We start from the raw sequence: 26,519 nt of genomic DNA on the forward strand, positions 1-26,519 counted from the left end.
CCTAGTGTTAACAATTAGTTATGAATCCATGTCAAAATCATTATGAAATTGTTAACATATTAAATTATAGTTAAGTCCGAATTTTTTATATTAATGCAACTAGTTTATTATTACTTTTACCATGCAATAAAAGTCATTGTATCCTATTTTGCGTATGCGATACAATACAAAAACTTAATTTTTGCTATTTTTATGAAGAAAAGAAACACAAAGATTCTTCTGGTTGATGATGAACCAGATATTTTAGAAATTGTTGGCTATAATTTAGCACAAGAAGGATATCAAATTTTTACTGCTATAAATGGTAAAGATGCAATTGAAAAAGCCAAAAAAGAATTGCCCGATCTTATAATAATGGATGTCATGATGCCTGAAATGGACGGAATGGAGGCATGCGAAAACATAAGGAGAATTCCTGAACTAAATAATGTTATCATTACTTTTTTGACCGCAAGAAGCGAAGATTATTCGCAAGTTGCAGGATTTGACGCTGGTGCCGATGACTATATAACCAAACCGATTAAGCCTAAATTATTGGTCAGTAAAGTGAAAGCTTTGTTGCGAAGATTAAAAGAGCAAGATCAAAATAGTGAAACCATCAATGTGGGCGGTATAGAAATTAATCGCGAAGAATATAAAATTGTAAAAGATAATCTAGAAATTGCTTTGCCAAGAAAAGAGTTTGAATTGTTTTACTTATTAGCTTCAAAACCTGGTAAAGTTTTCAAAAGGGAAGAGATTTTAGATAAAGTTTGGGGTAATGATGTTGTTGTAGGTGGGCGTACTATTGATGTGCACATTAGGAAATTAAGAGAGAAAATTGGAGATGATTTTTTTAAAACAATAAAAGGAGTAGGTTATAAATTTGAAGTATAATAAAATAGTAATTTTGAAAGAAATTAAAACTCTTTTAATTTTATAGTTTCGCATGAATAAACACCAATGAAAGTCAATTTTAAAAAAAGTTACAAGTTTGCTATAAAATCATCTTTGTATATCAGTTTATTTGTGGCAGGGTTTTGTATGATACTTTCAGCGATTCTATTCAAATCGTCTTTTAGTAGAGTTATTTTATTTGGTTTTATTTGCTTATTTTTTGTTTATGTTTTTTCTTTCTTTGTTTTGCAATATCGAGTAGAACGATTTATTTATCGAAGGGTTAAAAAGATTTACGATGATGTTGCGTTGTTAGAATCAAGTACTTTTATCAATAAACCGATCACTACAGATATGGAAACTTTAACACGCGAAGTTAAAAAGTTTGCTACTGACAAAAAGCTTGAAATCGAAATGCTCCAAGTGCGTGAAGAATACCGTAGAGAATTTCTTGGAAATGTCTCCCACGAACTAAAAACTCCATTATTTACTGTTCAAGGTTATTTATCAACACTTATTGACGGCGCTATGGACGATAAATCCATTCGAAAAAAATACTTGAAACGTGCCGAAAAAGGAGTTGAACGATTAATCTATATAGTTGAGGATTTGGATATGATCACCAAATTAGAATCCGGAGATTTGAATCTTGATATCGTACAATTTGACATTGTAAAATTAATTCAAAATGTTTTTGATTTGTTGGAAATGAAAGCTGATAAGAAGAAAATAACATTAGCCTTTGAAAATGATAACATACGACCAATTGCGGTAAATGGTGACAAAGATAAAATTCAACAAGTTATAGAGAATCTAATTGTTAATTCTATAAAATACGGAAAAGAAGGTGGGTTAACGGAAGTCTCTATTGTGAATTTGACTAATAAAAAAGTATTAATTCGAGTTACGGATAATGGAGAAGGTATAGAATCTCAAAATATACCTAGACTTTTTGAACGTTTTTACAGAGTGGATAAAAGTGGTTCTCGATCAGAAGGAGGTTCTGGATTAGGACTTTCGATTGTAAAACATATTATTGAAGCACATAAAGAAAAAATATATGTGGAGAGTGAATTTGGAATTGGCTCTGAATTTTCTTTTACACTTGAAAAGACATTTATTACAGATCAATATGGTTTAAAGAGTAATGTAAAATAATTATTTCTTTTATTGTCATTTGATAAGGTATTGATAATATGAATGTTAAATATATATTTTTTTAAAAAAAGCATAAACTGAAGATCTGTTACTATTAAATTATCACCCACATAACATTGAGTTAACATTAACTTAACATTGGAGTATCAACTTTGCACTAAATTAATATTCATACAAATAGAAATGAAAAAATTTATAGTTGCAATTATGGTATTGACTTATGGCTTTGTTGATGCTCAAGAAGTTACAAATGATCAAATTACAAAAGCGGTTGCCCGCTATATGGACTCCATAAACAGAACGAAAGCCAATAATGATAAGTTATTATACGATAGTGAGACTAAAACAGAGGAGAAAAAAGAAAATTGGTACGATAAATTCTCGATTCGCGGATATGCACAAGTAAGATATAATGGTTTGTTCTCTACTAATGATAAAGTTTCTTGTGACCAATGTGATAAGTCTTGGGGAACAACATCTTCAGAGGAAGGTGCAAAATCAAACAATGGTTTTTTTATTAGGAGAGCACGTTTGGTTTTTTCAGGTCAAATAAATCCGAATGTTTTTTTTTATATACAACCTGATTTTGCCAGTTCTCCAGGTTCTGGTGTTAATAATTTTGTTCAACTGAGAGATGCTTATTTTGATTTGTCATTTGATAAGAAAAAAGAATATAGAGTTCGTATTGGTCAAAGTAAAGTTCCTTATGGTTTTGAGAATTTACAATCCAGTCAAAATAGATTGACTTTAGATCGGAATGATGCTTTGAATAGCGCCGTAGCTAATGAGCGTGACTTAGGGATTTTCTTTTATTGGGCTCCTAGTAAAATTAGAGAACGTTTTGCAATGTTAGTGAAAGATGGTTACAAAGGTTCTGGAGATTATGGTGTTTTTGCATTTGGAGCTTATAATGGGCAAACACTTAACAAGACAGAAGCCAACAGAGATTTACATGTTGTAGCTAGGGTAACGTATCCCTTTGTAGTTGGTAATCAAATTATCGAGCCAGGTCTGCAAGCGTATACTGGTAAATGGTCTTTTACAAATGAAATTTCATCTGGCGTTACTACATTGTTAAACAAAGATTATGTTGTTGATAAGCGTGCTGCAGTTAGTTTTGTTCTTTATCCAAAACCTTTTGGTATTCAAACGGAATATAATATTGGTAAAGGACCACGTTATGATAAAATCACGAATTCAGTAAAGTCTGATGATTTACAGGGCGGATATGTGACTTTGAATTATAAATGGGATTTGCCTAAAAATCAATTTCTTTATCCTTTTGCTAAATTTCAATATTATGATGGTGGGAAGAAATTCGAAAAGGACGCAAGAAGTTATATTGTAAGAGATTATGAATTTGGATTAGAATGGCAACCATTTAAAGCTTTTGAAATTGTTGCAGAATGGGTCATAGCCGATCGAACGTTTGAAGATAGTGCCAAAAAAGATAATAGACAACAAGGGAATTTACTAAGATTACAGGTGCAATTTAATTTTTAGTATAGATAAATTATTAATATTAGTTGCGAATAATAGCTAATCGTTAGCATTTTTATTGCAAAAAAAGAGGGCCTTAAATTTTACATTATTTCTTATTAATAGTCTAAAAATAAGAAAGTAATATTTTTCATAAAGACTTAACACTACAAAAAAAAGGTGTCTTTTTATTTAGATTATTTTTGTAAAGTTATTTTTAAAAGGGTAATAATGAGGATATTGTATAACTAATAAAAGTATATTAACTAGAATGTTAATTTAAATTAGGAGCTAAGTTTGCTTTTACACTTTAAAAAACTTTAAAATTTGATCAAAACGGAATTAATTTAAATTAAATTAAACATTTGTTAATATTTCTAATTTTGACCTAACACACATAAAAACAGGTTTTTATGAAAATAAAAAACAAAAAAAAGCATTTAAAATATTTGAGAAAAAACTTATTAACATTAAATTATCATCTAAATAACGTTGTGTTAACTTTAACTTAACATTGCAGTATCACCTTTGCGCAAAATTAATACTTGTTCAAAGTGAATATGAAAAAAATTATAGTTGTAGTATTAGCATTTGGGTTTGGAATAGCAAATGCTCAAGAGGTTGAAAATGATTCTATTAAGTCAATGGGTTCCATTAGTATAGATTCCTTACAACAATCGATAAACGAACATCAGATGAAATTTGATGCTCTTAATGAACAATTGTCGCCTATGCAAGAGCAAGTAGACAGAATGACTAAGTTAAAAATATCTGGATATATGCAGGTTCAATTTGAAATGTATAATTATCAAGATGTTCCTGTGGTAACACCGGCAAGCGGGACAACTCCTGCAAAAACCACGTATTACCAACTTAAGCCAAATTCATCAGAGACCAATATACCTTTGTCTACTAATCCTGTTGATATTAACAATTCTTTTAATATTAGAAGAGCAAGAATAAAATTCACATATCAACCTTTAGAAGGAGTGATTTTCGTTTTGCAACCCAATTTTTCATTTAGTGCTGTAACTCTGAAAGATGCTTATGTGCAATTAAATGATCCTTGGATTAATTCGTTTCAATTATGGATAGGTCAGTTCAATAGACCTGATTATGAAGTTGAATTTTCATCAAGAGATAGAATATTAATGGAAAGAACTAGAATGTCTGGAATATTATATCCACAAGAAAGAGATTTAGGAGCAAAAATCAGTATGAATCTTGCAACACAATATGAGATCCCTTTGAAAATTGATTTAGCTGCATTTAATGGAAACTTTGGAGAAGGACCAATTGCTAATCAAGTTACAGATGTTGATAGTGAAAAAGATTTTGTTTTAAGAACAACATATTCTTTACAATTCCCAAATCAAGGTCTAGGGATTGATTTTGGTGCCAGTGGATATTACGGTAAAAATACTGTTTTCGCAGCAGGTACTTATAGTGATGTAAATAATAAACCTTTTACAGCAGCAGTTGGAGATAAATTAAAGAAACAATGGTTTGGGGCTGAAATACAAGTTTTTAGTGATTTGTTAAGTGGGATTGCTTTTAAATCTGAATTTAATAAAGGGGTGATTTCTGGAACAGCAGGAGCTGCAATTGTAAACAATAACCCTTCTTTTAATTTTAGTGGTGAGAGAGACTTTACTGGATATTATGTAACAGTAGAGAAAAATTTTGGTACAAAGTTCCAAGGTGGTGTTCGATATGATTCATGGGATCCAAATAATAAATTATCAGGAAATGAAGTTACTGTTGCTCCGGATTTAAAAGTGCATACATGGGGGTTTGCAGTGCATTATTTCTTTACAACAAATACTAAAATAGGATTGGGTTATACATTACCAATAAATGAAACTAGTTCAACCGTTGGTGGTATTTATAACAAGGATATTACAAATAATACAGCGACATTAAGATTTCAAGCAAATTTCTAAATTTTAAAAAAAAAAAAATAATTTATATCAAAATGAAAACAACAAAATTAAAAGTAGCATTAATTGTTCTAGTTGTAATGGGAATTGGTTTTTCTTTTACTACAATTAATAAAGTAACGGTTAAAGGTTCAGATACCATGGTTATTTTATCTCAAAAATGGGCTGAAGTTTACATGAAGAAAAATCCTGGAACTTCGATTCAAGTTACCGGTGGTGGATCTGGAGTTGGCTTAGCTGCCTTAATCAATGGTTCAACAGACATTGCAAATTCAAGTCGTCCGATCAAACCTTCAGAAGTAGAAAAATTGAAAGCAAGATACAACTCTATGGGAGTTGAAATTCCTTGTGCAAAAGATGGTTTGTCTATTTATTTGAATAAATCTAATGCTGTATCAACATTGACCATAAAACAAATTGGACAAATTTTTGCTGGAAAAATTACAAACTGGAAAGAAGTTGGTGGTGCAGATGCTCCTATCAAATTATACGGTAGAGAAAGTAGTTCAGGTACTTTTACATTCTTTAAAGACAATGTAGTTAGAACTGATTTTTCACCAGCTTGTCAAACATTACCAGGAACAGCAGCTATTGTAAATGCAGTTAAAAAAGACAAAAACTCAATCGGTTATGGTGGAGCTGCTTATGCAGAAGGGGTAAAAGATTGTGCGGTTAAAAAAGATGATAAAAGCCCAGCAATTTTGCCAACAGGTGCAACAATTAAAAATCATACATACCCAATTTCAAGATACTTGTATATGTATTTGAAATCAAAACCAACAGGTGAAACTAAAGCTTTTATCGATTGGATTTTGAGCCCTGCAGGTCAAGGAATGATTGAAGAGGTAGGTTATTTTCCTTTAAAATAATAATGATAAAGAAAATATCCCTCATTTTTTTAAGTGGGGGATATTTGTGTTTAAACAATATCAATTCCTAAATAGAAAAGGATGAATTCCCAATCTCCAATCAAACAAACTTTTACCAAAGAAAGTTTAAAGAAACAATTCCGGCTTTCTGAATTTCTTGCCGAGAAAATTATTTCAACAATTGCTTTTTTGTCAATTGCGATAATTTTTTTGATTTTCATTTTTGTTTTCAAAGAATCATTGCCATTATTTAGTTTTGGTAATTCTGATAAAGCAAAGACCGAAATTCAATCTAATTCTGCCAATAAACCAGAAACGTATGGTACACCTGCAGAGGAATTAAAGCCAGAATCTTACAGCGCTGAGCCAACAGAGGAATTAAAACCAGAAACATACGGATCTGAACCAGTTTCAACAGATGATTTGAAACCAGAATCGTATGGAGATACTCCAAAAGAAGATTTAAGTGTGCCTACTCCTGATGAAACTATGGATGCTGTTTCCGAAAATAAAGAAGGAGCTGATAGAACTTGGAGTACTTTTTTTACTACAGAATGGGTTCCTGTTTCTGATAATCCTAGATTTGGATTGTTAGGATTGTTAATAGGGACTTTAAAGGTGACCATAATCGCAATGCTTATTGCCGGACCTTTGGCAGTTCTTGCGGCATTATTCACTTCTTGTTTTGCTTCCAAAAGAGTCAAAGAAATAATCAAACCTATTATTGAAATGCTTGCTGCTTTTCCTTCGGTAGTAATTGGTTTTTTTGCCTTAATGGTTTTGGCAAGTTTTTTTCAAAATGTATTTGGTTACGATTCTAGATTGAATGCTTTTGTCGGTGGTGTTGCGATGGCATTAGCCGCAATTCCTATTATTTATACTATTTCTGAAGATGCTTTGGCTGCTGTTCCAAAAACGTATACCGAGGCAAGTTTAGCATTAGGTGCAAGTAAATGGCAAACTGCTTTTTTTGTAGTTTTACCTGCTGCAACCCCAGGTATTTTTGCTGCACTCTTATTAGGTGTTGGTAGAGTTTTTGGTGAAACGATGATTGCATTGATGGCCACAGGTAATGCTGCTTTAGTTTCGGCAAATCCATTTGAAAGTGTTCGAACTTTTGCTGCAACTATTGGTTCAGAAATGTCCGAAACTGTTTTTGGTGATACACATTATAGTGTGTTGTTTTTTATAGGTTCATTGCTTTTTATTTTCTCATTTGCTTTAAATGCAATTGCAGAGTTTTATGTAAAAGGTAAATTGTTGAAAAAATTCCAAGGTAAATAATTATGGATAAAGTTTTAAAAGATACAGACGTACATTTTTTTTCAAGTAAAAAAAGTGCTTCAGATATTAAAGGGAAGATTTTTGTTGGTGCAACTCAATTAGCAGTTGTACTTATTATTGCAATTCTTTTTATCATTTTAGGAATCATTGTTTATGAAGGTAGAACTAAATTTTCTTGGGAATTTATTTCTTCTTTTCCAACGAATGGTATGACCGAAGGAGGAATATTTCCAGCATTAATTGGGACATTTATTTTGGTAATTATAATGTCAATTGCTGCAGTTCCTTTCGGAACAATTACCGCTCTTTACTTAACAGAATATGCTAGTGAAAATTCTAAGTTTGCTGCAGCCGTACGATTCTCAGTTCGAACTTTAGCGGTTGTACCTTCGATAATATTTGGGCTTTTTGGGCTTGGTTTCTTTATTCAATTTTTAGGCGCTGGTGCAGATACTGCTTTTAATGGTGGAGAATTGCGTTGGGGACAGCCTAATATCCTTTGGGCTAGTTTAACAATGTCTTTGTTGACCTTGCCTGTAATTATTGTTTCTGTTGAAGAAGCATTAAAAACTATACCTCGAGAATTAAGAGAAGCAAGTTTAGCGCTTGGCGCTACCAAATGGCAAACGATTAAAAAAGTAGTGCTTCCAGGTTCTGTTTCTGGAATAATGACAGGTACGATTCTTGCGGTAAGTAGAGGAGCAGGAGAAGTAGCACCGATTTTATTTACCGGTGCCGCTTACTATCTAGCAACTTTGCCAGGTTCGTTAAGTGATCAATTTATGAACTTAGGATACCATATTTACATCATGTCAACTCAATCTTCTGATGTAGAGAAAACAATGCCTATACAATTTGCTACCACTTTGGTATTGTTAATTTTAACTTTATCTTTGAATGTAGTGGCTGTAATTATTAGATCAAGAATCAGAAGAAAAGCAAAATAACATTCAGTTTAACTAAATAATTTATTATTTTAGATTTAACAAATAAAAAATGAAAGACATAAAAATAAAAGTTAATGATTTATCATTATACTACGGTGAAAAGCAAGCATTGAATGACATTACAATGGATATTCCATCAAATAAGGTAACCGCTCTAATTGGACCTTCTGGTTGTGGAAAATCTACTTTTTTGAGATGTATTAATAGAATGAATGACTTGATTCCGAGTGTTTCCATTACTGGAAAGATGCTCGTAGAAGGGGTTGATATCTACGATAAAAATGTTGATGTTGTTAATATTCGAAAAAAAATTGGAATGGTTTTTCAAAAATCAAATCCTTTTCCGAAATCTATTTATGAAAATATTGCTTACGGTCCCCGTATTAATGGAATAAAAGATAAAACGGAGTTGGATGAGATTGTTGAAACTTCTTTGCGTAAAGCTGCTATTTGGGATGAATTAAAAGATCGTTTGGATGATTCTGCTTTAGGACTCTCTGGAGGTCAACAACAACGTTTGTGTATTGGTAGAACACTAGCAGTTAGCCCAGATATTATATTGATGGATGAGCCGGCAAGTGCATTAGATCCTATTTCAACTTCTAAAATTGAAGAATTGGTTCATGAGTTAAAAGAGCAGTATACCATCATTATTGTAACACACAATATGCAACAAGCTGCAAGAACAAGTGATTATACCGCTTTTTTTTATATGGGGAATTTAATAGAAATGGGGAAAACTAATTCTATATTTACAAAACCATCTCAAAAACAAACGGAAGATTATATTACAGGAAGATTTGGTTAATTTTTTTATAAATTAAACATTTAAATTGTTCAAAGTTTTTGAAACTTTCAATTATTTATTTGTAATCACACAGTCCTTTAATTTTTAAATTAAAAAAAATGGCATCATATTTAGAATTAGAATTAGATAAATTAAAAAGTATTATCGAAAAAATCGGTCAGTTGGCAGAAAGTCAAGTAAGTGAATCCGTGAAAATACTTTTGCAAGAACCGGAAGCTGCTGAAGGGAAAAGCATAAAAAAAACAGAAACAAAAATCGATAAATTAGACATCAAAATAGATGAAATTTGTCAAAGTATTTTTGCTTTACAACAGCCTGTAGCCTCTGATTTGCGTTTTATTATGTCAGCAATGCAAATTAGTAATGAGATTGAACGCATTGGGGATTTATCCATTAGTATTGTAAAAAAAGCAAAAAATATTAAAGAGAAACACGATTTAATTGTGAAGTTCAATATTGCTGAAATTGCAAAACAAGTAGAATTGGTAACCGTAAAAACTAATAATTGTTTTATCACTCGCGATGAAAATACAATTGGGGAAATATTTGTGTTGAATAAAGATATTAAAAACCATTGTGAAGATGCTATTCATGACATTATTAATGAAATGAAAGTGAATTCTAAAGCTGTTGTTTCTGGAACCAATTTGGTTATAGTTTTAAAACATTTGGAACGCATTTCAGAACATTGTACGAATATAGCGGAGTATGTTTATTTTATGATAAATGCTAAAATTATTAAACATGAAAATCTAGAAGGTTTAATGTCTGAAGGATAATAGCAATATAAATTTGTATCAGTAAAACAAAAGTCGAAACAGTTAATTGTTTCGACTTTTTTTTTTTAAAACACTTTGAACAGTTCTTCCCAATTTACTGTTGTGTCCAATTCTGGTAATCCTTTAAATTGGTCAATTTGGGAAAGATCTTCAATTTTGAAATCTTCTTGGGTTGAGTAAGGTACTAAACCCTCTTTTTGTAATTTTTCGGCCAAATAAATTTGTTCATATTGTCCCGGAGTAGGTATGAAAAAAGCTTTTTTATTTAATTTAACCAAGTCCATAATCGTAGTGTATCCAGATCGACAAAGTACTTTTTTACTTTCGTTAAAAGTTTGTTCCAATTGTCTGGTTTTCATAAAATTATAATAAGTTACATTTTCTATTTGTTCCTTTATTTGTTTCGATTCGATAATGCCTTTTATGAATACTACTTTTCCTTGAAATCGTTTAACTTCTTCTTTGAGGTGGGTTTCTAATAAGCCTCTTTGCGGCTCGGGACCTGATAAAATAACCATCAAATCGTATTGTATGGGAAGTGCCATTTTGTGCATACGACTCAATGGGCCTAAATATTGAACTTTTAGAGTGTTATTTTCTATATGGCCCAATTTCCCTGTCAAATTTAATTGTGCATTGATGTCAGGGACCCAACAAGCCTTGTATTTTTTTATGATATGTTGGTGTAATTTACTTGTGATCCAAGTGGTATTGCCAGTCATAACATTCAATTGGTGCGTTATAAATACGGATGGAATATTTTTGCTAAAAACACCTAAACGATTGTCAGAAATGATTCCGTTTATTTCATATTTTTTAATCCATTTTTTAACAATGTTTTTTTCTTCCCGAATGGCTTCTAACATTTTGGGTAAACTTTTAATCAATTTCCATTTAAAATTTTTACCATTTTTAGCATATTCAATTTGGTAGGATGGTAATTCTAAGGTTTTTAAATATGGAAACTCTTTTCGAAGTAATTCAAGTGCAATTCCATCGGAGGCAATAATTGGAGTAAAATTATTTTCTTGTAAGGCTTTGATTATCGGGATACAGCGAGTAGCATGACCCAATCCCCAGTTCAAAGGCGCAATTAAAATGGTTTTATTTTCGGAGTTTAAATTCATTGAGAGTCTTACCGTTTAGTTGTAAGTATAAAGATACTTGTTGCTTCACCGTTTTATGTTTGCAATATATTACTAAAAGATTATTTAATTACTATAAAAAAAAGGCTAACCAATTTGGGTAGCCTTCTGATCGCTTAAAAGTTTTATGTTTATTGCTTAATATATGTTTTATTTCCATTGGAATTGATGTAGTATTTACCACCTTGTGGGCCTGTATATACTTTTTTGCCATTGTATTCTCCTGTTACTTTATCGGCAGTTTTTATACCAGATTTTGATTTTTCTATGGTTTTGGCAGTTTCTTTTTTAACTTCTTTTGTTGTTGGTTTTGTAGTTTTGTCAATACTTGATTTGGCGTCTTTTGTTACTTTGTCAGCTGATTTTTTTGTTTCTTTTGTCGTTTTATTTACAATTTCTTTTGAATCTTTGGTTGCTTTCTCAGCAGTTTTTTTTGAGTCTTTAGTAGTTTTGCTTACAGTTTCTTTTGAATCCTTGGTTACTTTATCAGTAGTTTTTTTGGTTTCTTTAACAGCTTTTTCTTTAGTGGTTTTTGCTACAGCTTTAGTGGTTTGTCCGTAAAAAGAAGTTGTAACGATAAAGAAGAGGCTTAATAATAGTAGTTTTTTCATGTCTAATTGTTTTAAAATTGAATATAAAGTTAGTATATATTTTTATAACTCTCTAAAAATAAGCCCTTAATTCAACGCTTCCGTTGTGAATTGCATCACTAGTTTCACTTTTTCTACCTTGGTAAACAAAATTTAAATCTAGGAATTTCGTCAAATTCATCTGAAATAATGTTCTCCAAGTTATATTTTGCCCTTTTTGTAATCCTTCCAGCATTTGATAACCTGCGGATGAAAACTCATTACCGATAAATTTATTTTTATACAATGCGATTTCTCCGTTTACATTAAATTTGGAATTGCCAATGAAACTAAAAGCTGTTCCAAATCGATTTTGAGTTAATACGTCTAGGTTTCCAATCGTATTTTTCTTGTCGCTATATTCGTAAAAAAGGTCTAAACTGATGTCTTTAGAATACAAGTAACTAATTTTTGGATTCCATAAATAGCCTTTAATGGTGTAATTTTTTTCGGTAAATGTTTCGGATTCCGTTTCAGTTTGAATTGTTTTGGCTTGAATGTCAATTAACCAACTCTTATTTAGTAAATGTTGGTATTGTAGTTGATGAAAACTATTGCTGTTTTTGATGGTGCCAATAGACAATAAATTTTGTGATTCATTTTTTGTATACGTGTAAGTTGTCGAATGTTCTCTTTTTCCACGATTGAAAGACAGACTATTTGTGAAAAATTTTAGTAATCCTAATGGGGTATCAACTGTAGATTCTAATGGATTTATCGCTAAATGAGCTCCATTATTTTTGATCTTTCGATCTAAAGTGAAAGTGGTTTGCATATAAAAATGTGACATTTTTTTCTGGAATGTCTTACTGTTTTGCCAAACAATTGGGTTAATTATAATAGACTGAGAAAATCTGTTTTGATTGGTTTTTATGTAAATTTGATTGGGTAAAAAGATTCTAGTGTACTTTGCCAAATCTAAAAAAGGGGCTATTTCAAATTCTTCTAAATCTTTTATTCCATCTCCATTGTAATCATTCCAAGTATATTTTCCTTGTCCTGCAGGAACTTCAACATAAGTATAATCCTGAAATGGCATAGTTCCAGAATTAGTTTGATAGAGAGTGTTGCTTTGTATTAATTTATTGAAAAATTGATCACTGTACATTATTTTTGAATTCAGTGAAGGTGTCATTTTTAGGGTTGGATCATTAAAATTCAGGGTTCTGTAATTTATATAGACAGACAAATCACGATTTTCGGTCTTGAATAATTTGGATTGCAAATTATAGCTGTTTGATGTGTTTACTCTTTGTAGCAATCCATTTTGAACACTGTCATTTATTCTTTTTGAGTACCCTAATTGTACATAGACTTTGGTGCTGTCACCATGACCTGCATACAGACCGTATTCCGAAAATCGCTGACTCAGTAGTGAAATTTGGTTGGTTTTTTTATTTTTCTCTTGGTTGTCCTCAAACTTGAGTGTGTTTCCTATCCAGTTTTTTTTATGATTATAACGTATGTGTGAATAGTTTCTCAAGAACGTTGTTGCATTGGTTGCATCGTCACTTTTTAGATAACTTCCATCGTTTTTAATAGTCCAATTTTTAAGTTCAAATCCAGCATTTATAGTATTCTTTATACCCCAATAGGAATCGGAAAGGGCTAGTTTTTCAAACGAATATGTTAGAGTAGCCAAGTCTTTTGATTCTTTATTTGGAATTAAATTAAAATGAACTCCTGTTCCCAACAAACTTTGATCACCAATTATTGTTGTATTGACATTCCAATCTCGATAAAACTCGATGCTGTTAATGCGTTCTACTGTTTTGAAATTGGCTTGTATTGCTTGAAAGTTAACAAATGCATCTACCGTCCATTTTTTTGAGTACAGTCGCTGTTTTGCGTTAATTATACCTGCTAGACCTTGATTGTTTTTATCGTCATCGGTTGAAAATAAATTTTTGTCATTATTGCTAATAGCCAATTCAAAATCAACAGCGGTTTTCTCAGAAGGATTGTATTTGCCAAAGAAAGTGGCCACTTGTGCTTTTTCAGGCGCTACTAATTGTATAATCGACTCATAATTTCCCTGTAGAATTCCATTTATTGGTGCAACATATTCAAATATTTTATCCACACTTGCTGGATTAGTCAAAATATAATTCCCTTTGTTTTTTCCAATTAATGTAAATGTCACATTGTAAAGTACATCTGTGGAATTTTTAGAATATTCGTAAATGATTGCTGTGCCAATTGTTGTTTGTTTGTACTGTATTTTTTTTTCGTCATAGGTATCCTGTACAGCGGAAGGTGCAATCATTAAATCAGGATTGTCCCCGGCATCTTTTAAAATTTGTGCTTGTTCAGTTGTTAAGTTTTGCTGAATAGGTTGGTTTTTTAAATCAGTTTCTGAATAGATTGCTGCTCCAAAATTCCATTTTTTATCGGTAAAACTGCCTCCATCATAGGTGACAAATCGAGTATAGTTGTTTTCGGAATATTGGTATTCTACTACGATTCTCATTTCTGATGTAATTGGAAATTGAGCGTTAAATTGTATTTCACCCGAATTATAATCGATTGTGTAGTCTTTGTCTTCACCTCTGCCTAATAAAACACCATTGACATAAAGTCTCTCCGATCCTATGATAACTAAGACGTACAATTCGCCTTTTTTTCCAATTAATTTATATGGGCCTTGATTGCCTTCTTGTCCGTTGAAATTGCTGCTGGCATAAGTTCCAGTAACAAGTCCGGCAGAAGCAAATAAATTTGTTTTGCTGTCGTCGCTGCCCAAATTAACTGTAGCTGATAAACCTTGAATTTTTTTGTCGAATGCTAGAAATCGCTTGGTTTTGTTGCCTATGAAGACATCACCGGCACGAAGGTTCCAACGATCTGTAAAGAGTTCCATGAAAATATTATCATATTGATTCAGACGCTGCGAATAACTGCCATCCTGAATGGGAATATTTGTATCTTGAATGGATGCACGAATCGTAACTTTTTCGGATATTTTGCCTGTTATTTGGAAGTCTAATTTCGAATTGACCACAGCATTCTGATTGTTTCCAACTGTAACTCCTCTTGAAAGACTTCCCGTTGCTATAAGACCATCAAACGGTATGGCTTTTGGAGTAGAAAAGCGCTCTATTTTATATAAATTTTGATTACTGGCCTCGTTGTCAATTATTTTACTTGTGTCGTAAATAGTGTATTCTTTTGTTAATTCTTCAGGATATTTATGGTAGTATACTGTAATTGTATCTGTAGGAGATTGTGTCTGAGCATTTAATAAAAGGAAACTTTTTGGGAAGTTTATTTGGTATAAAGAACTATCAATAACATGGTTTTTGTTATCCAATATTTTAAAATATTTAGAATTGATACTTACCGATTCCAGATAAATCGTGTCAGTTGTAAAAGCAATTTTTTTTGTGGTATAGCCTGAATTTATTTCTTGCGCTTGAAGCTCAGAAATAGAAAAAAGGACAATCCAAAATAATACTTTTTTAAACATAAATAGTATAACTCCAAAGCGTCAAAAATAGTGTTTATTATTTTATGATTTGTTAATTTAAAGACTTCAGAATATTGATTGGTTATGATGGTTTTTTCTTATTTAATGAAATGAAGAACAGTTTTGTACAAAAAAAAATGGAAGCCAAATACTTGACTTCCATTTTTTGTGTTTTAAACGGAGAAACTTTAATTTTCTTTCGTTACAATTTGCATGGTTTCTCTACTCACTTGTTTTAGCAGTACCGTTTTGTTTTCTTCAACCGTTTGAGCTGCATTTTCATTAAAATGTCTGATGGTGTATAATGTCACATTTTCGGTGAAATCTACTTTGAATTTTTTAGAAAGAATGGCATTCAGTTCGTTGAAATTACCAAATTTATCTTCTACACAAACAGAGAAACTAATTGCTGAATTCTGAATCAAATTTACTTTAAGTTTGAATTGGTGAAACAAACCAAATATTTCACTGATGTTTTCTTCCATGATAAATGAGAAATCAATCGATGATAATGAAATCAACAGTTGGTTTCTCTTTACGATAAAACAAGGTAAATAAGGTTCCAAATCAGCTCCTTTGGAAACGCGAGTTCCCGGCAACAAAGGATTGATAAATGATTTTACATATAAAGGAATTTCTTTTTTCTGTAATGGTTGTAACGTTTTTGGGTGAATAACAGATGCTCCATAAAAAGCCAATTCGATGGCTTCACGATAGGAAATCTGATTTAGTAAACTAGCATTTTCAAAATATCTTGGATCGGCATTCATAACCCCAGGAACGTCTTTCCAGATCGTTACGCTTTCGGCATTCAAGCAATAAGCAAAAATAGCGGCACTATAATCCGATCCTTCACGACCCAAAGTAGTCGTAAAGTTATTTTCGTCGGAACCCAAGAAACCTTGAGTAATATTCAGGATTTTGCGTTTTATGTTGTTGGCAATATTTTTTTGTGTCAATTCCCAATCAACTTCTGCATCTCTATATGTTGAATCTGTTTTTATAAAGTTTCGTACATCCAACCACTGAGTCTGAATTCCTTTGAAAGACATGAAATGACTCAAAATAGTAGTCGATATTAATTCTCCGTAACTTACAATCTGATCGTAAACAAAATTATAATTAGGGGATTTATTATGGGCCAAGAAATATTCTAAATCAGTAAAAAGTGCATTTACTGCCGAAAAAACTTCACTTTTTTCATCCTCAAACAAATCCAATAAAATTTGATTGTGGTATTTTTTTACTTCTTGTACCGATGAACTTAGTTCAGGGGATTTGTCAAAATAATTTTTAATAACATCTTCAAGAGCATTAGTTGTTTTTCCCATTGCGGAAACAATTACTAATACATCTTCATAACCTACTTGTTGTAAAACGTCATAAACGTTTTTGATACCGGCTGCATCTTTTACAGAGGCACCTCCAAATTTAAATACCCTCATTTTTAATTTTGATTTTAAATTTCAAATTTTAGATTTATTCTAAAAAGAAATCATATTTTATTTTCTTAATTTATTTTCTATAAAATTGTTAATTCCTACTTCATCCATCTGAGCAACTCGCCATTCATCCAGAACATTTGCTCCCGATTTTTTATAAAAATCTATTGCCGAAGAATTCCAGTCCAAAACATTCCAATCAATTCTTCGCACCTTGTCTTTTTTTGCTTGTTTTATGATTTCAGAATATAAAGCATACCCCAAACCAGTTCCACGCATACTTTCTTTTACAACTAAATCTTCTAGGTGAATTGTTTTGCCTTTCCACGTAGAATACCGATAATAATACAATGCTATTCCAACAATTTCCTTTGTATGATTGCTCTCGTTAGGGTCAATTTCTGCCTCTGCAACAAATACTTCGAATAAGGGATTTTTTCCAAAACCATCATTAATAAGGTCTTCTTCAGTGATCAAAACAGCATCAGGTTCTTTTTCGAATACTGCTAACTCTTGAATTAAAGCCAAAACGCCTTTCATGTCTTCTTTTTTTCCTTTGCGTATTTTCATGATTTCGTATTATTATTCTTGAATTCTATTAAAAAACAGTTAATTAGGAACTTGTTTTTGTGATATATGTAGCAAATATACAATACTGATAAACTATCTTACTATTATTCTTTTCATTTTCACAAAAAAAACGATATTTGTGACTTCAAACTAACTACATCGATTTCGTAATGGAAGAACAAAACAAAACACTAGGTGAATTTATCATAGAAAACCAAAAAGCCTTTCAGTATTCCTCGGGTGAATTATCCAGAATTATCAATTCTATTCGGTTGGCAGCCAAAGTGGTCAATTATAAAGTGAATAAAGCTGGGCTAGTGGATATTATTGGTGCGGCAGGTGAACAAAATATTCAGGGGGAAGACCAACAAAAACTGGATGTGTATGCCAATGAAATTTTTATTCAAACATTGATTAATCGTGAAATTGTCTGTGGTATTGCATCTGAAGAAAATGATGATTTTATAACAGTTGAAGGAAGTGATAGCAGTCATAACAATAAATATGTGGTTTTGATGGATCCCCTGGATGGATCTTCAAATATAGATGTAAATGTTACCGTGGGAACTATATTTTCTGTTTATAGAAGGGTGACGCCAATTGGTACCCCTGTAACTTTAGAAGATTTTCTGCAACCAGGAATTAATCAAGTTGCTGCAGGATACGTTATTTATGGCACATCGACTATGTTGGTATATACCACAGGCCATGGGGTAAACGGATTTACTTTGAATCCAGCCATAGGTACTTTCTATCTTTCACATCCCAATATGAAGTTTTCCGAGGATGGAAATATCTATTCTATCAATGAAGGGAATTATGTTCATTTTCCTCAAGGTGTGAAAGATTATATAAAATATTGTCAATTGGAAGAGGAAGATCGTCCTTATACTTCAAGATATATTGGGAGTTTAGTGGCTGATATTCATCGAAATATGATCAAAGGGGGGATTTATATTTATCCAACTAGTAAAAAGGCACCAAAAGGGAAGTTGCGATTATTGTACGAATGTAATCCGATGGCTTTTATAGTAGAGCAAGCAGGAGGGAAGGCTTCAGATGGTTTTGATCGAATAATGGAATTGCAACCAACAGAGCTGCATGAAAGAGTGCCTTTCTTTTGCGGAAGTTTAAAAATGGTCGAAAAAGCAGAAGAATTTATGTATAAAGCAAAATTGAGTAAATATTAAACCAAAGAATAAACCAAAGAATAAACCAAAGAATAAACCGAAAACAGCTCCGTAATTTGGAGCTGTTTTTTATTTGTTCATGTTCTTCATTTCATAAATAAAAGTGTCTAAATCTACATTGAGATCTACTAATTTTAAAGCTTTGTTTACAATATAATTTGCATTACCTGGCGTAAATCCTAAAGCCAAAGCAAATTTAACCATTAGATGTTCTTGCAAATCGCCTAGTTGATGGTCTTTGTGTACAATTCTAGCTAGATTATAGAGGTTTTCAAGTCTTTCGACATACAAATAAGGTGCATTGATTGGGAATTTGTTAGGGTCTTTTAAAATCTCTTTGTATTCTACGTTAGAAATTTCAAGATCCAAGGCTAATTTATCCAAGAATTTTTGTTCTGGTTCAGTTATATGTCCATCTGCATAAGCTATTCGAACGATGGCTGCAAAATGTCCACGATTTCTTTGATTAAATTCGCTGCTAAATAAATCTGAAATTGGCATAATAATTGAGTTTTAGGTTTGACATAAAGATAATTAATTTTTTGCTAAAGATTTTATTTTTGGTGTTTTTTTGTATAAATTGACTACGGTATTTTATTTTTTATAGAATGATTTTTCAATCAAATATTCCGTTTTCAAAATTAATCGTAAGTTTACAACCCCATATCAATTTTATTTATTTATGTCGATGTCAGATTTTTTGATTTACTTTCAAATAGGGTTAAAACATGTATTAGATGTACATTCTTATGATCATGTTTTGTTTTTAATTGCGTTATCTGTTCCTTTCACTTTTAATGATTGGAAAAGAATTTTGCTTTTGGTTACGGTGTTTACTTTAGGTCATACAACAGCTTTGTTTCTTTCGGTTTTTGAAATCATAGCAATTAAAGTAAATGTGGTTGAGATGCTTATTCCAATTACTATTTTAATAACCGCTTTATATAATTTGTTTACAGCAGGAAAGACCAGTAAAAACGGCAGTGTCAATTTGATTTTTATAGTGACACTTTTCTTTGGAATCATCCATGGTCTGGGTTTTTCTAATTATTTTAAAACCATTTTGGGAGGTAGCTCAAGTTCAAAGTTATTGCCAATGGCCGAATTTGCTCTGGGGATTGAAGCTGCTCAAATAGTTGTGGTTATCGTAGTATTATTATTGTCGTACATTGTACAAACAGTATTCCGATTTTCAAAAAGAGATTGGACATTAGTGATGTCTGCATTTATAATTGGTGTAGTTTTACCTATGATTTTAGAAAGTGAATTCTGGAAAAGATAAAAAATGGAAAAAAAGAAATTAAATAAATACGATAAAGCCTATTTGAGAATTGCTACCGAATGGGGTATGTTGTCCTATTGTAAGAGAAAACAAGTTGGTGCCATTATAGTAAGAGATAGAATGATTATTTCGGATGGATATAATGGAACCCCATCCGGATTCGAAAACTGTTGTGAAGATGAAGATGGATTGACCCGTTGGGATGTTTTGCACGCGGAAGCAAATGCTATACTTAAAGTAGCTAGATCAACTCAGTCTTGCGAAGGAGCAACTCTGTATATTACGCTTTCGCCTTGTAAAGAATGCAGTAAATTAATTCATCAATCGGGGATAAAAAGAGTTGTATATCATAATGGATATCGTGATGATTCAGGTGTTCAGTTTTTAATAAAAGCTGGAATAGAAGTTGAGCATATTCCAGTTTTAGAAGAATAATAGAAATGAAAGCGCCATGACAGAAGCTGTCGCAATTGAAAATCATCGAATACCAAAACGAAACAGTAAACGATGAGATAAGCACCAATGAAGATCTGGCGATACCTCCCGATTGCTAACGGAATCCTATAAAAAACAAATAGTATCTACTTATGAAATTTGACAACAAATATTTACCCATTTTTATTGGGGGCATTTTTGCCCTTGGTATTTTTATTGGGAGTTTGTCAGGTTCACCTTCTTCTAAAACATTTTTGGCTAAAAAAAACACAAAAGAAAAACTTAATAAACTAATCGATTTTATCGACAATGAATATGTAGATGATGTCAATACCGATTCCATTGTAAGTCTAACAGTTGATAATATTTTAGCCAAATTAGATCCACATTCGGTGTACATTCCAGCAAGAGAGCAAGCAGAAATTGCAGAAACTATGAAGGGTGATTTTGTTGGGATCGGTATCAATTTTTATATGTATAAAGATTCGGTTGCAGTGATTAATCCAGTCAAAAATGGCCCTTCTGCAAAAGCGGGAATCAAAGCAGGTGATCGGATTTTATTTGCCAATAAAACAAAATTATTTGGACGAAAATTACCCAATGATAGTTTGTTTGCTACTTTAAAGGGAGAAAAAGGTTCAGAAATTGAATTGACAGTTTACAGAAAATCAGAACAAAAGAAACTTAGGTTTTCTATTCAACGTGATGTTATTCCTTTAAAAAGTGTTGATGTTGCACTGCTTTTAAATACTACTACTGGCTATATCAAAATTAATCGTTTTGCCGAAACTACTTATGACGAGTTTAAAACAGCCTTGACATCTTTAAAACAGCAAGGTATTAAAAAGCTTGTTGTTGACGTTCGTGATAATGGAGGTGGGTATATGGAAATTGCGATTGCGATTGCCGATGAGTTCTTAAAAAACAAGGATTTGATTGTTTTTACCAAAAGCAAAAAAGAACCAACTGAAAAGACATACGCTACCGAAAAGGGTAGCTTTGAAACCGGTGAAGTATTTGTATTAATTAATGAAAATAGTGCATCAGCAAGTGAGATTCTTGCAGGAGCCATTCAGGATAATGATCGGGGAATGATTGTAGGTCGTCGTTCTTTCGGAAAAGGATTAGTACAGCGTGAAATGGATTTTAATGATGGCTCGGCGGTTAGGTTAACCATTGCCCGATATTACACACCAACCGGAAGATCTATTCAAAAACCCTACTCCAAAGGGAATGACGAATATTTTAAAGAGTCGAATAGTAGGTTTTTGCATGGTGAATTGTTTAAAAAAGACAGTATCAAAGTGGTTGATTCTTTGAAATTTAAAACTAAAAAAGGTAAAATTGTTTACGGCGGTGGAGGAATTGTTCCCGATGTATTCGTGCCTTTGGAAGCAGAACATGGAGCAGAAAATGTTTCTTATTTGTTGCAGTCTGGGATAGTAGGGCATTTTGTTTTTGAACAATTAGATACAAATAGAAATGCATTTACGAAATTGACTTTCGAACAATTTTCAGAAAAAGTAAATGCTACGGATGCTTATTTTATTAGTTTTCAAAAATATCTTTTTCAAAACGGGTTGGAAGTGGATTTAAGTAATTATAAACTTTTAGTGAAACGATATGTGAATGCTGAGTTTGCTCGCCAATTGTATGGTGATAAAAAGTTTTATGAATTGATGTTGAAAGAAGATCCTATGGTTAAAGAAGTTTTGAAACGCAGCTCAAGACCTCAATTGACAAAGTAAAAGATTTAGAACGGACTATTTTTTAAGTATACTATCGAATACTATCGTGAGAATGAGTTTGGATTCCATCGTTCCATAACGTAAGTAGATCGGTTGCCACAGCAGCGCCACTTCCAGCTGCAATTGCCAGTTGGCTTCTCCATCCTGCAAGTGTTCCTATAGCATAAATACCTTCGGTTACTTTATGGGTTATGTTTTTAAGTTGAATTCTCTGTTTTTCGGGAAGTGCTTTTTTGTGGGCTTCAACATACTGCATTAAACCTTCAATGGCAAATGTATTAGCAGACCCAATGCCAATAACGACAGTCTTTGCTTTGTATGAATTCCTATTAGTGGTAACAGTAAATTCCGGATAGTGTCCCGTAATTTTTAATACTTTCTCTTCAGGAATTTGAATAATATGAGGATATGTATGGGTTAGTTGCTCAATACTTTCACTAAGTATTTCTGAACCTAGTTTGCCTGGAGCAATTCCGTATGCATTGTTGAATATTGCTTCTTGTAACGCAGAATTCTTTTGATGGGTTAGAATCCCAATTTTTTTATTGGAAACAAAATTTTTGTTTTTTGCTGAAGCCAATACCATGGCACATGAAATTCCAGATACGCCACCACCAATTATTAAAGTGTCAAACATAGCTACGAATTATCGTCCATTTTTTCTACAATTTTTTTTGATATTCTAAAAATTAATAGAATTAATACCGCACAAAAAGAAGCTACTATACCAATAAAAGCTATTGCACTGTCTCCTGAAAATGGATTTTTAAAATCAATTAATGTAACATTAAAAATAAGAAGTGCGATGGCAATAAGCACTAAAACATTAGTAAAAAGTTTCATAGGTTTATTATATTGTTTAACTGTTTGAAGTTTCTTTAAAATAATTTGTTGTAGATTTTAAATCAAAAAGAGATAAACTTAAACAGATTAAATATTAGGGGATAAAAGTATAATTTTTTTTTCTACACAAACAAACCTTTAACATTAGCAGCAAATAATTTAACAGCAATAGCTAAAAGTACTACTCCAAAAGTCTTTCTAATTACACCAAGTCCATTTTTTCCAAGCATTCGTTCAATTTTACCGGATGATTTTAAAACGATATAGACCAAAATAATGTTGAGGACAATAGCAATTACAATATTTAAGGTGTGAAATTGTGATCGTAAAGAAAGTAAGGTAGTCATTGTTCCAGCACCTGCAATTAGTGGGAATGCCAGTGGTACAATAGATGCTGAACTTGCTTCTTCGTCTCTGTAAAGATGAATGCCTAAAATCATTTCTAAGGCCAAAAAGAACAATACAAACGAACCTGCTACTGCAAATGAATGAACATCAATTCCTATTAAATTTAAAAATTCTTCACCTACAAACAAAAACAGAATCATAATAAGTCCTGCTACTATTGCAGCTTTTTCTGATTCAATATGGCCGTGTTTGGCTCTGAGTCCTACTATAATAGGAATAGATCCTACAATATCGATTACAGCAAAAAGTACCATTCCAACGGTTATTACCTCTTTTATATCAAAATCCATTGTCTTTTTTTTATCTATTATAAGTCAAAATATATTTTTAGTATCAAAAATACATTATTTTTTTACATTTTTGGATTTGATTGTATTAAATGAATAAAATTATCGATTTTAAGTTTTAAGTTTTTTTTGTACTGCATAAAATCAAAAGTTAAATAGTGTAACTACTTGAAAATCATATATTAAATTTGTATATAATTCTAAATGTCTTGAAAATGAAAAAGATACGTTTTATTCTCGTTTTTATAGCACTATTGCTTTCTTTTGGTAATTTACAAGCTCAAATTTGGAAACAGATTCAAAATGCAGCTCAGAAAAAAGTAAACCAAAAAGTGCAAAAACAAATTGATACTTCATTTGCGAACAATCAAGTCAATCAAGGGCAATTGTTTGGACTTGGGGCTAACAAAATTGATGCTTCAGCAGTTCCTGTTTCCTATGTTTTTAATTGGAAGTACAGCATGGAAATTAATAGTGATGAAGGTAAATCTATGGTAGTTGATTATTATTTAGAGCCTAATGCTTTTTATTTTGGTTTTAAAATGGGACAGGGAGAAGAACAAAATATGTTCCTGATTATGGATGCCAAAAATAAACTTATAGTAACCTGTTTCGAAAATGGAAAAGAAAAGATGGCTTCAGCTTCAAAAATGCCTGATTATTCTGAAATAGCACAAAAAGAGGGAGATAAAACTAAATTTACATATAAAAACTTGCCCAATAAAACTTTTCTTGGATACAATTGCAAAGGAATTCAGGCTACAAATGAAGAATTTGATATTGTTTTTTATTTTACAAATGATGCTAAAGTAAGTTTTGCTGATTTATTTAAAAACCAAAAAAATCAAAAAATGCCTGATGCCTTTACCAAGTATTTTAAGCCTGAGGATAAACCCTTGATGATGGATATGACGATGACGGACTTGAAAAATAGAGGGAAAGTGACTACTATGAAATGTGTTAGTTTAGAAAAAAGTGCTTATACTTTTCTTAAAAGTGACTATAAATTTATGTAAGTAAAATTGTTGCAATGTGTTAATTTGTCTGCTTTGTGGACTTAAGTTCAGGAGAGTTTTTTATTTCTTGAATCTTTGGTTACCTTTGCAAAATGTTTCAACTAGGAAAAACCATCGTCTCAGAGGATATACTCGAAAAAGAATTTGTTTGTAATTTATCAGCTTGCAAAGGGGCTTGTTGCGTCGATGGCGATGCTGGAGCACCATTAAGTTTGGCTGAAACAAAAATAATGGAAGAGATATATCCAAAAGTAAAACCATTTTTGAGAAAACAAGGAATCGAAGCTATAGAAGCTCAAGGGACTTGGGTAAATGGAGCTGATGGTGATCTTGAAACACCTTTAATAGATAATAAAGATTGTGCTTACGTTATATTTGACGGTAAAACCGCTCTTTGCGGAATTGAACAAGCCTATAATCAAGGTATAATAGAATGGAAAAAACCAGTTTCCTGTCATCTATATCCTATTCGTGTCAAAGATTTTACCGAATTTGCAGCTGTTAATTATGACAAATGGGATATTTGTGATGCTGCTTGTTCTTTGGGTCAAGAATTGGAGGTTCCTGTATATAAATTTGTCAAAGAAGCGCTCATTCGTCGCTTTGGTGAAGACTGGTATATGGAACTCGAAAAAGTCGCAACCGATTTAAAAAATGGTTTATAATTTTTAAACTTCTGTTTACTGTTCTTTGTTTCAAAAACTCATATTTTACGGGACTTTAGGTCTTTTTTAAGCTTATAACATATTAATAGTCAATTCATTGTTGTTTGTATGAAAAATATTCCCATTTTTATTATTTGTTAAAAACTCAAAGCTATTGTGAATAAGTTTGACTTTTTATAACCGCATTAATTCACAATCTTTGTAACTCGCTTTTCGCACTTATATTTAGTATAAAAATCAAAAAAATAATTACAATCCAATGTCACAATTAGAACCAATTCTACAAGAAAATAAAAATCGTTTCGTGATTTTTCCTATAAAACATCACGATATCTGGGAATGGTATAAAATGATGGAAGCTAGTTTTTGGACTGCTGAAGAAATTGATCTATCACAAGATTTAAATGATTGGAATAATAAATTGAATGAAGATGAGCGTTATTTTATAAAACACATTCTTGCTTTTTTTGCGGCTTCAGATGGAATTGTTAATGAAAATTTAGCAGAGAATTTTGTTAATGAGGTACAATATGCCGAAGCAAAATTTTTCTATGGGTTTCAAATTATGATGGAAAATATTCATAGCGAAACATATTCCCTTTTGATTGATACTTATGTAAAAGATGAAGCTGAAAAAGATGAATTGTTTAATGCATTGGATGTTTTTCCAGCCATACGAAAAAAAGCTGATTGGGCATTAAAATGGATTGAATCTGATTCATTTGCTGAAAGACTGATTGCATTTGCAGCTGTTGAAGGTATTTTCTTTTCAGGCGCTTTTTGTTCTATTTATTGGTTGAAAAAAAGAGGATTAATGCCTGGATTAACTTTCTCTAATGAGTTGATTTCTCGTGATGAAGGTGTTCATTGTGACTTCGCGGTACATTTACACAACCATCATTTGATTAATAAAGTTCCAAAAGAAAGAATAAGAAGTATCATTGTTGATGCTTTAAATATCGAAAGAGAATTTATTACTGAATCGCTTCCAGTAAGTTTAATTGGAATGAATGCAGGATTAATGACTCAATATTTAGAATTTGTTGCCGATAGATTATTGGTAGAACTAGGTTGTGATAGAGAATATAATGTTACCAATCCATTTGACTTTATGGATATGATTTCTCTTCAAGGTAAAACTAATTTCTTCGAGAAAAAAGTTGCCGAATATCAAAAAGCAGGTGTTAAAGTAAGTGAAGGTGATTCTCAAAAAATTAGTTTCGATGCTGATTTTTAGAATATAATACCTTGTT

General features: G+C 31.7%; 26 protein-coding genes. 16 read left to right on the top strand and 10 right to left on the bottom strand.

The annotated features are described in order from the left end of the window. Positions 1-192: 192 nt before the first annotated feature. The 5 genes from OZP06_RS09370 (at position 193) to OZP06_RS09390 (ending at position 6,322) form a co-directional block, all read left to right on the top strand. Positions 193-876, top strand: a complete 684-nt coding sequence (locus tag OZP06_RS09370; protein WP_269221634.1) for a response regulator transcription factor — start codon at positions 193-195, stop codon at positions 874-876. A 66-nt stretch (positions 877-942) separates the two neighbouring features. After that, positions 943-2,034: an ATP-binding protein gene (locus OZP06_RS09375; protein ID WP_269221635.1), complete on the top strand. Its 1,092-nt coding sequence runs from the start codon at positions 943-945 to the stop codon at positions 2,032-2,034. 183 nt (positions 2,035-2,217) lie between these two features. Beyond that, positions 2,218-3,537: a porin gene (locus OZP06_RS09380; protein WP_281323636.1), complete on the top strand. Its 1,320-nt coding sequence runs from the start codon at positions 2,218-2,220 to the stop codon at positions 3,535-3,537. A 536-nt stretch (positions 3,538-4,073) separates the two neighbouring features. Beyond that, on the top strand, positions 4,074-5,456 hold the full coding sequence (locus tag OZP06_RS09385) for a porin (RefSeq protein ID WP_281323637.1): 1,383 nt from the start codon (positions 4,074-4,076) through the stop codon (positions 5,454-5,456). Positions 5,457-5,488: 32 nt separating this feature from the next. Then, the gene (locus tag OZP06_RS09390) at positions 5,489-6,322 is read left to right on the top strand and encodes a phosphate ABC transporter substrate-binding protein (protein WP_269221640.1); all 834 of its coding nucleotides are present in this window, start codon (positions 5,489-5,491) and stop codon (positions 6,320-6,322) included. Positions 6,323-6,372: 50 nt separating this feature from the next. Here the strand turns inward: OZP06_RS09390 and OZP06_RS09395 are convergent, their stop codons facing one another. Next, the gene (locus OZP06_RS09395; RefSeq protein ID WP_269221641.1) at positions 6,373-6,543 is read right to left on the bottom strand and encodes a hypothetical protein; all 171 of its coding nucleotides are present in this window, start codon (positions 6,541-6,543) and stop codon (positions 6,373-6,375) included. On the opposite strand from OZP06_RS09395, the gene pstC reads away from it, so the two are divergent. The 4 genes from pstC (at position 6,533) to phoU (ending at position 10,140) form a co-directional block, all read left to right on the top strand. Beyond that, complete coding sequence (pstC, locus tag OZP06_RS09400) at positions 6,533-7,606, top strand: phosphate ABC transporter permease subunit PstC (RefSeq protein WP_269221642.1); 1,074 nt, start codon at positions 6,533-6,535, stop codon at positions 7,604-7,606. The genes OZP06_RS09395 and pstC overlap by 11 nt on opposite strands. 2 nt (positions 7,607-7,608) lie before the next feature. After that, the gene (gene pstA, locus OZP06_RS09405) at positions 7,609-8,553 is read left to right on the top strand and encodes a phosphate ABC transporter permease PstA (RefSeq protein ID WP_281238105.1); all 945 of its coding nucleotides are present in this window, start codon (positions 7,609-7,611) and stop codon (positions 8,551-8,553) included. 49 nt (positions 8,554-8,602) lie between these two features. Beyond that, the gene (pstB, locus tag OZP06_RS09410) at positions 8,603-9,361 is read left to right on the top strand and encodes a phosphate ABC transporter ATP-binding protein PstB (protein ID WP_281323638.1); all 759 of its coding nucleotides are present in this window, start codon (positions 8,603-8,605) and stop codon (positions 9,359-9,361) included. A gap of 98 nt (positions 9,362-9,459) precedes the next feature. Beyond that, positions 9,460-10,140 (top strand): phosphate signaling complex protein PhoU, encoded by a 681-nt coding sequence (phoU, locus tag OZP06_RS09415; RefSeq protein WP_281238103.1) that lies wholly within the window; start codon positions 9,460-9,462, stop codon positions 10,138-10,140. 65 nt (positions 10,141-10,205) lie between these two features. Here phoU and OZP06_RS09420 read toward each other — a convergent pair whose 3' ends face one another. From OZP06_RS09420 to OZP06_RS09440, 5 genes are all read right to left on the bottom strand, one after another. Then, positions 10,206-11,267: a glycosyltransferase family protein gene (locus OZP06_RS09420; protein ID WP_269221644.1), complete on the bottom strand. Its 1,062-nt coding sequence runs from the start codon at positions 11,265-11,267 to the stop codon at positions 10,206-10,208. A gap of 149 nt (positions 11,268-11,416) precedes the next feature. Next, a complete protein-coding gene (locus OZP06_RS09425; RefSeq protein ID WP_281323639.1) occupies positions 11,417-11,896 on the bottom strand; it encodes a hypothetical protein in 480 nt (159 codons plus the stop codon). 52 nt (positions 11,897-11,948) lie between these two features. Next, positions 11,949-15,380: a hypothetical protein gene (locus OZP06_RS09430; protein ID WP_281323640.1), complete on the bottom strand. Its 3,432-nt coding sequence runs from the start codon at positions 15,378-15,380 to the stop codon at positions 11,949-11,951. 188 nt (positions 15,381-15,568) lie between these two features. Continuing rightward, entirely contained in the window at positions 15,569-16,825 is a 1,257-nt protein-coding gene (locus OZP06_RS09435; RefSeq protein ID WP_281323641.1) for an aspartate kinase, read from the bottom strand. A gap of 57 nt (positions 16,826-16,882) precedes the next feature. Continuing rightward, on the bottom strand, positions 16,883-17,392 hold the full coding sequence (locus tag OZP06_RS09440) for a GNAT family N-acetyltransferase (RefSeq protein ID WP_281238098.1): 510 nt from the start codon (positions 17,390-17,392) through the stop codon (positions 16,883-16,885). 170 nt (positions 17,393-17,562) lie between these two features. Between OZP06_RS09440 and fbp the strand changes: the two genes are divergently transcribed. Then, positions 17,563-18,582, top strand: coding sequence for a class 1 fructose-bisphosphatase (gene fbp / locus OZP06_RS09445; RefSeq protein ID WP_281323642.1), 1,020 nt, complete (start codon positions 17,563-17,565; stop codon positions 18,580-18,582). Positions 18,583-18,651: 69 nt separating this feature from the next. Here fbp and OZP06_RS09450 read toward each other — a convergent pair whose 3' ends face one another. Then, on the bottom strand, positions 18,652-19,083 hold the full coding sequence (locus OZP06_RS09450) for a TerB family tellurite resistance protein (protein ID WP_269221649.1): 432 nt from the start codon (positions 19,081-19,083) through the stop codon (positions 18,652-18,654). Between the two features lie 187 nt (positions 19,084-19,270). Between OZP06_RS09450 and OZP06_RS09455 the strand changes: the two genes are divergently transcribed. The 3 genes from OZP06_RS09455 (at position 19,271) to OZP06_RS09465 (ending at position 22,047) form a co-directional block, all read left to right on the top strand. Further along, positions 19,271-19,864: a HupE/UreJ family protein gene (locus OZP06_RS09455; protein ID WP_269221650.1), complete on the top strand. Its 594-nt coding sequence runs from the start codon at positions 19,271-19,273 to the stop codon at positions 19,862-19,864. Between the two features lie 3 nt (positions 19,865-19,867). Beyond that, the gene (locus tag OZP06_RS09460) at positions 19,868-20,299 is read left to right on the top strand and encodes a dCMP deaminase family protein (protein WP_281323643.1); all 432 of its coding nucleotides are present in this window, start codon (positions 19,868-19,870) and stop codon (positions 20,297-20,299) included. A gap of 152 nt (positions 20,300-20,451) precedes the next feature. Continuing rightward, positions 20,452-22,047 carry a S41 family peptidase gene (locus tag OZP06_RS09465; protein ID WP_281323644.1) on the top strand — a complete coding sequence of 532 codons (1,596 nt, stop codon included), beginning with the start codon at positions 20,452-20,454 and terminating at the stop codon, positions 22,045-22,047. A gap of 31 nt (positions 22,048-22,078) precedes the next feature. Here the strand turns inward: OZP06_RS09465 and OZP06_RS09470 are convergent, their stop codons facing one another. The 3 genes from OZP06_RS09470 to OZP06_RS09480 form a co-directional block, all read right to left on the bottom strand. Then, entirely contained in the window at positions 22,079-22,684 is a 606-nt protein-coding gene (locus tag OZP06_RS09470; RefSeq protein WP_269221651.1) for an FAD-dependent oxidoreductase, read from the bottom strand. A gap of 2 nt (positions 22,685-22,686) precedes the next feature. Beyond that, on the bottom strand, positions 22,687-22,890 hold the full coding sequence (locus OZP06_RS09475; RefSeq protein ID WP_269221652.1) for a hypothetical protein: 204 nt from the start codon (positions 22,888-22,890) through the stop codon (positions 22,687-22,689). 122 nt (positions 22,891-23,012) lie between these two features. Then, a complete protein-coding gene (locus tag OZP06_RS09480; protein ID WP_269221653.1) occupies positions 23,013-23,588 on the bottom strand; it encodes a MarC family protein in 576 nt (191 codons plus the stop codon). 212 nt (positions 23,589-23,800) lie between these two features. Between OZP06_RS09480 and OZP06_RS09485 the strand changes: the two genes are divergently transcribed. The 3 genes from OZP06_RS09485 to OZP06_RS09495 all read left to right on the top strand — a co-directional run bounded on the left by OZP06_RS09485 (position 23,801) and on the right by OZP06_RS09495 (position 26,503). Next, complete coding sequence (locus tag OZP06_RS09485; RefSeq protein WP_269221654.1) at positions 23,801-24,601, top strand: DUF4412 domain-containing protein; 801 nt, start codon at positions 23,801-23,803, stop codon at positions 24,599-24,601. Between the two features lie 92 nt (positions 24,602-24,693). After that, on the top strand, positions 24,694-25,266 hold the full coding sequence (locus OZP06_RS09490; RefSeq protein WP_269221655.1) for a DUF3109 family protein: 573 nt from the start codon (positions 24,694-24,696) through the stop codon (positions 25,264-25,266). Positions 25,267-25,525: 259 nt separating this feature from the next. After that, positions 25,526-26,503 (top strand): ribonucleotide-diphosphate reductase subunit beta, encoded by a 978-nt coding sequence (locus OZP06_RS09495; protein WP_281238090.1) that lies wholly within the window; start codon positions 25,526-25,528, stop codon positions 26,501-26,503. Positions 26,504-26,519 lie beyond the last annotated feature (16 nt).

Source organism: Flavobacterium sp. IMCC34518, assembly GCF_027111095.2.
GTDB lineage: Bacteria > Bacteroidota > Bacteroidia > Flavobacteriales > Flavobacteriaceae > Flavobacterium > Flavobacterium praedii.

What these genes read in the sequence shown, in the direction of transcription:
- OZP06_RS09370 (WP_269221634.1), top strand. Translation starts at nt 193, where the DNA reads ATGAAGAAAAGAAACACAAAGATTCTTCTGGTTGATGATGAACCAGAT.
- OZP06_RS09375 (WP_269221635.1), top strand. Translation starts at nt 943, where the DNA reads ATGAAAGTCAATTTTAAAAAAAGTTACAAGTTTGCTATAAAATCATCT.
- OZP06_RS09380 (WP_281323636.1), top strand. Translation starts at nt 2,218, where the DNA reads ATGAAAAAATTTATAGTTGCAATTATGGTATTGACTTATGGCTTTGTT.
- OZP06_RS09385 (WP_281323637.1), top strand. Translation starts at nt 4,074, where the DNA reads ATGAAAAAAATTATAGTTGTAGTATTAGCATTTGGGTTTGGAATAGCA.
- OZP06_RS09390 (WP_269221640.1), top strand. Translation starts at nt 5,489, where the DNA reads ATGAAAACAACAAAATTAAAAGTAGCATTAATTGTTCTAGTTGTAATG.
- OZP06_RS09395 (WP_269221641.1), bottom strand. Translation starts at nt 6,543, where the DNA reads ATGAAAATCAAAAAAATTATCGCAATTGACAAAAAAGCAATTGTTGAA.
- pstA (WP_281238105.1), top strand. Translation starts at nt 7,609, where the DNA reads ATGGATAAAGTTTTAAAAGATACAGACGTACATTTTTTTTCAAGTAAA.
- pstB (WP_281323638.1), top strand. Translation starts at nt 8,603, where the DNA reads ATGAAAGACATAAAAATAAAAGTTAATGATTTATCATTATACTACGGT.
- phoU (WP_281238103.1), top strand. Translation starts at nt 9,460, where the DNA reads ATGGCATCATATTTAGAATTAGAATTAGATAAATTAAAAAGTATTATC.
- OZP06_RS09420 (WP_269221644.1), bottom strand. Translation starts at nt 11,267, where the DNA reads ATGAATTTAAACTCCGAAAATAAAACCATTTTAATTGCGCCTTTGAAC.
- OZP06_RS09425 (WP_281323639.1), bottom strand. Translation starts at nt 11,896, where the DNA reads ATGAAAAAACTACTATTATTAAGCCTCTTCTTTATCGTTACAACTTCT.
- OZP06_RS09430 (WP_281323640.1), bottom strand. Translation starts at nt 15,380, where the DNA reads ATGTTTAAAAAAGTATTATTTTGGATTGTCCTTTTTTCTATTTCTGAG.
- OZP06_RS09435 (WP_281323641.1), bottom strand. Translation starts at nt 16,825, where the DNA reads ATGAGGGTATTTAAATTTGGAGGTGCCTCTGTAAAAGATGCAGCCGGT.
- OZP06_RS09440 (WP_281238098.1), bottom strand. Translation starts at nt 17,392, where the DNA reads ATGAAAATACGCAAAGGAAAAAAAGAAGACATGAAAGGCGTTTTGGCT.
- fbp (WP_281323642.1), top strand. Translation starts at nt 17,563, where the DNA reads ATGGAAGAACAAAACAAAACACTAGGTGAATTTATCATAGAAAACCAA.
- OZP06_RS09450 (WP_269221649.1), bottom strand. Translation starts at nt 19,083, where the DNA reads ATGCCAATTTCAGATTTATTTAGCAGCGAATTTAATCAAAGAAATCGT.
- OZP06_RS09455 (WP_269221650.1), top strand. Translation starts at nt 19,271, where the DNA reads ATGTCAGATTTTTTGATTTACTTTCAAATAGGGTTAAAACATGTATTA.
- OZP06_RS09460 (WP_281323643.1), top strand. Translation starts at nt 19,868, where the DNA reads ATGGAAAAAAAGAAATTAAATAAATACGATAAAGCCTATTTGAGAATT.
- OZP06_RS09465 (WP_281323644.1), top strand. Translation starts at nt 20,452, where the DNA reads ATGAAATTTGACAACAAATATTTACCCATTTTTATTGGGGGCATTTTT.
- OZP06_RS09470 (WP_269221651.1), bottom strand. Translation starts at nt 22,684, where the DNA reads ATGTTTGACACTTTAATAATTGGTGGTGGCGTATCTGGAATTTCATGT.
- OZP06_RS09475 (WP_269221652.1), bottom strand. Translation starts at nt 22,890, where the DNA reads ATGAAACTTTTTACTAATGTTTTAGTGCTTATTGCCATCGCACTTCTT.
- OZP06_RS09480 (WP_269221653.1), bottom strand. Translation starts at nt 23,588, where the DNA reads ATGGATTTTGATATAAAAGAGGTAATAACCGTTGGAATGGTACTTTTT.
- OZP06_RS09485 (WP_269221654.1), top strand. Translation starts at nt 23,801, where the DNA reads ATGAAAAAGATACGTTTTATTCTCGTTTTTATAGCACTATTGCTTTCT.
- OZP06_RS09490 (WP_269221655.1), top strand. Translation starts at nt 24,694, where the DNA reads ATGTTTCAACTAGGAAAAACCATCGTCTCAGAGGATATACTCGAAAAA.
- OZP06_RS09495 (WP_281238090.1), top strand. Translation starts at nt 25,526, where the DNA reads ATGTCACAATTAGAACCAATTCTACAAGAAAATAAAAATCGTTTCGTG.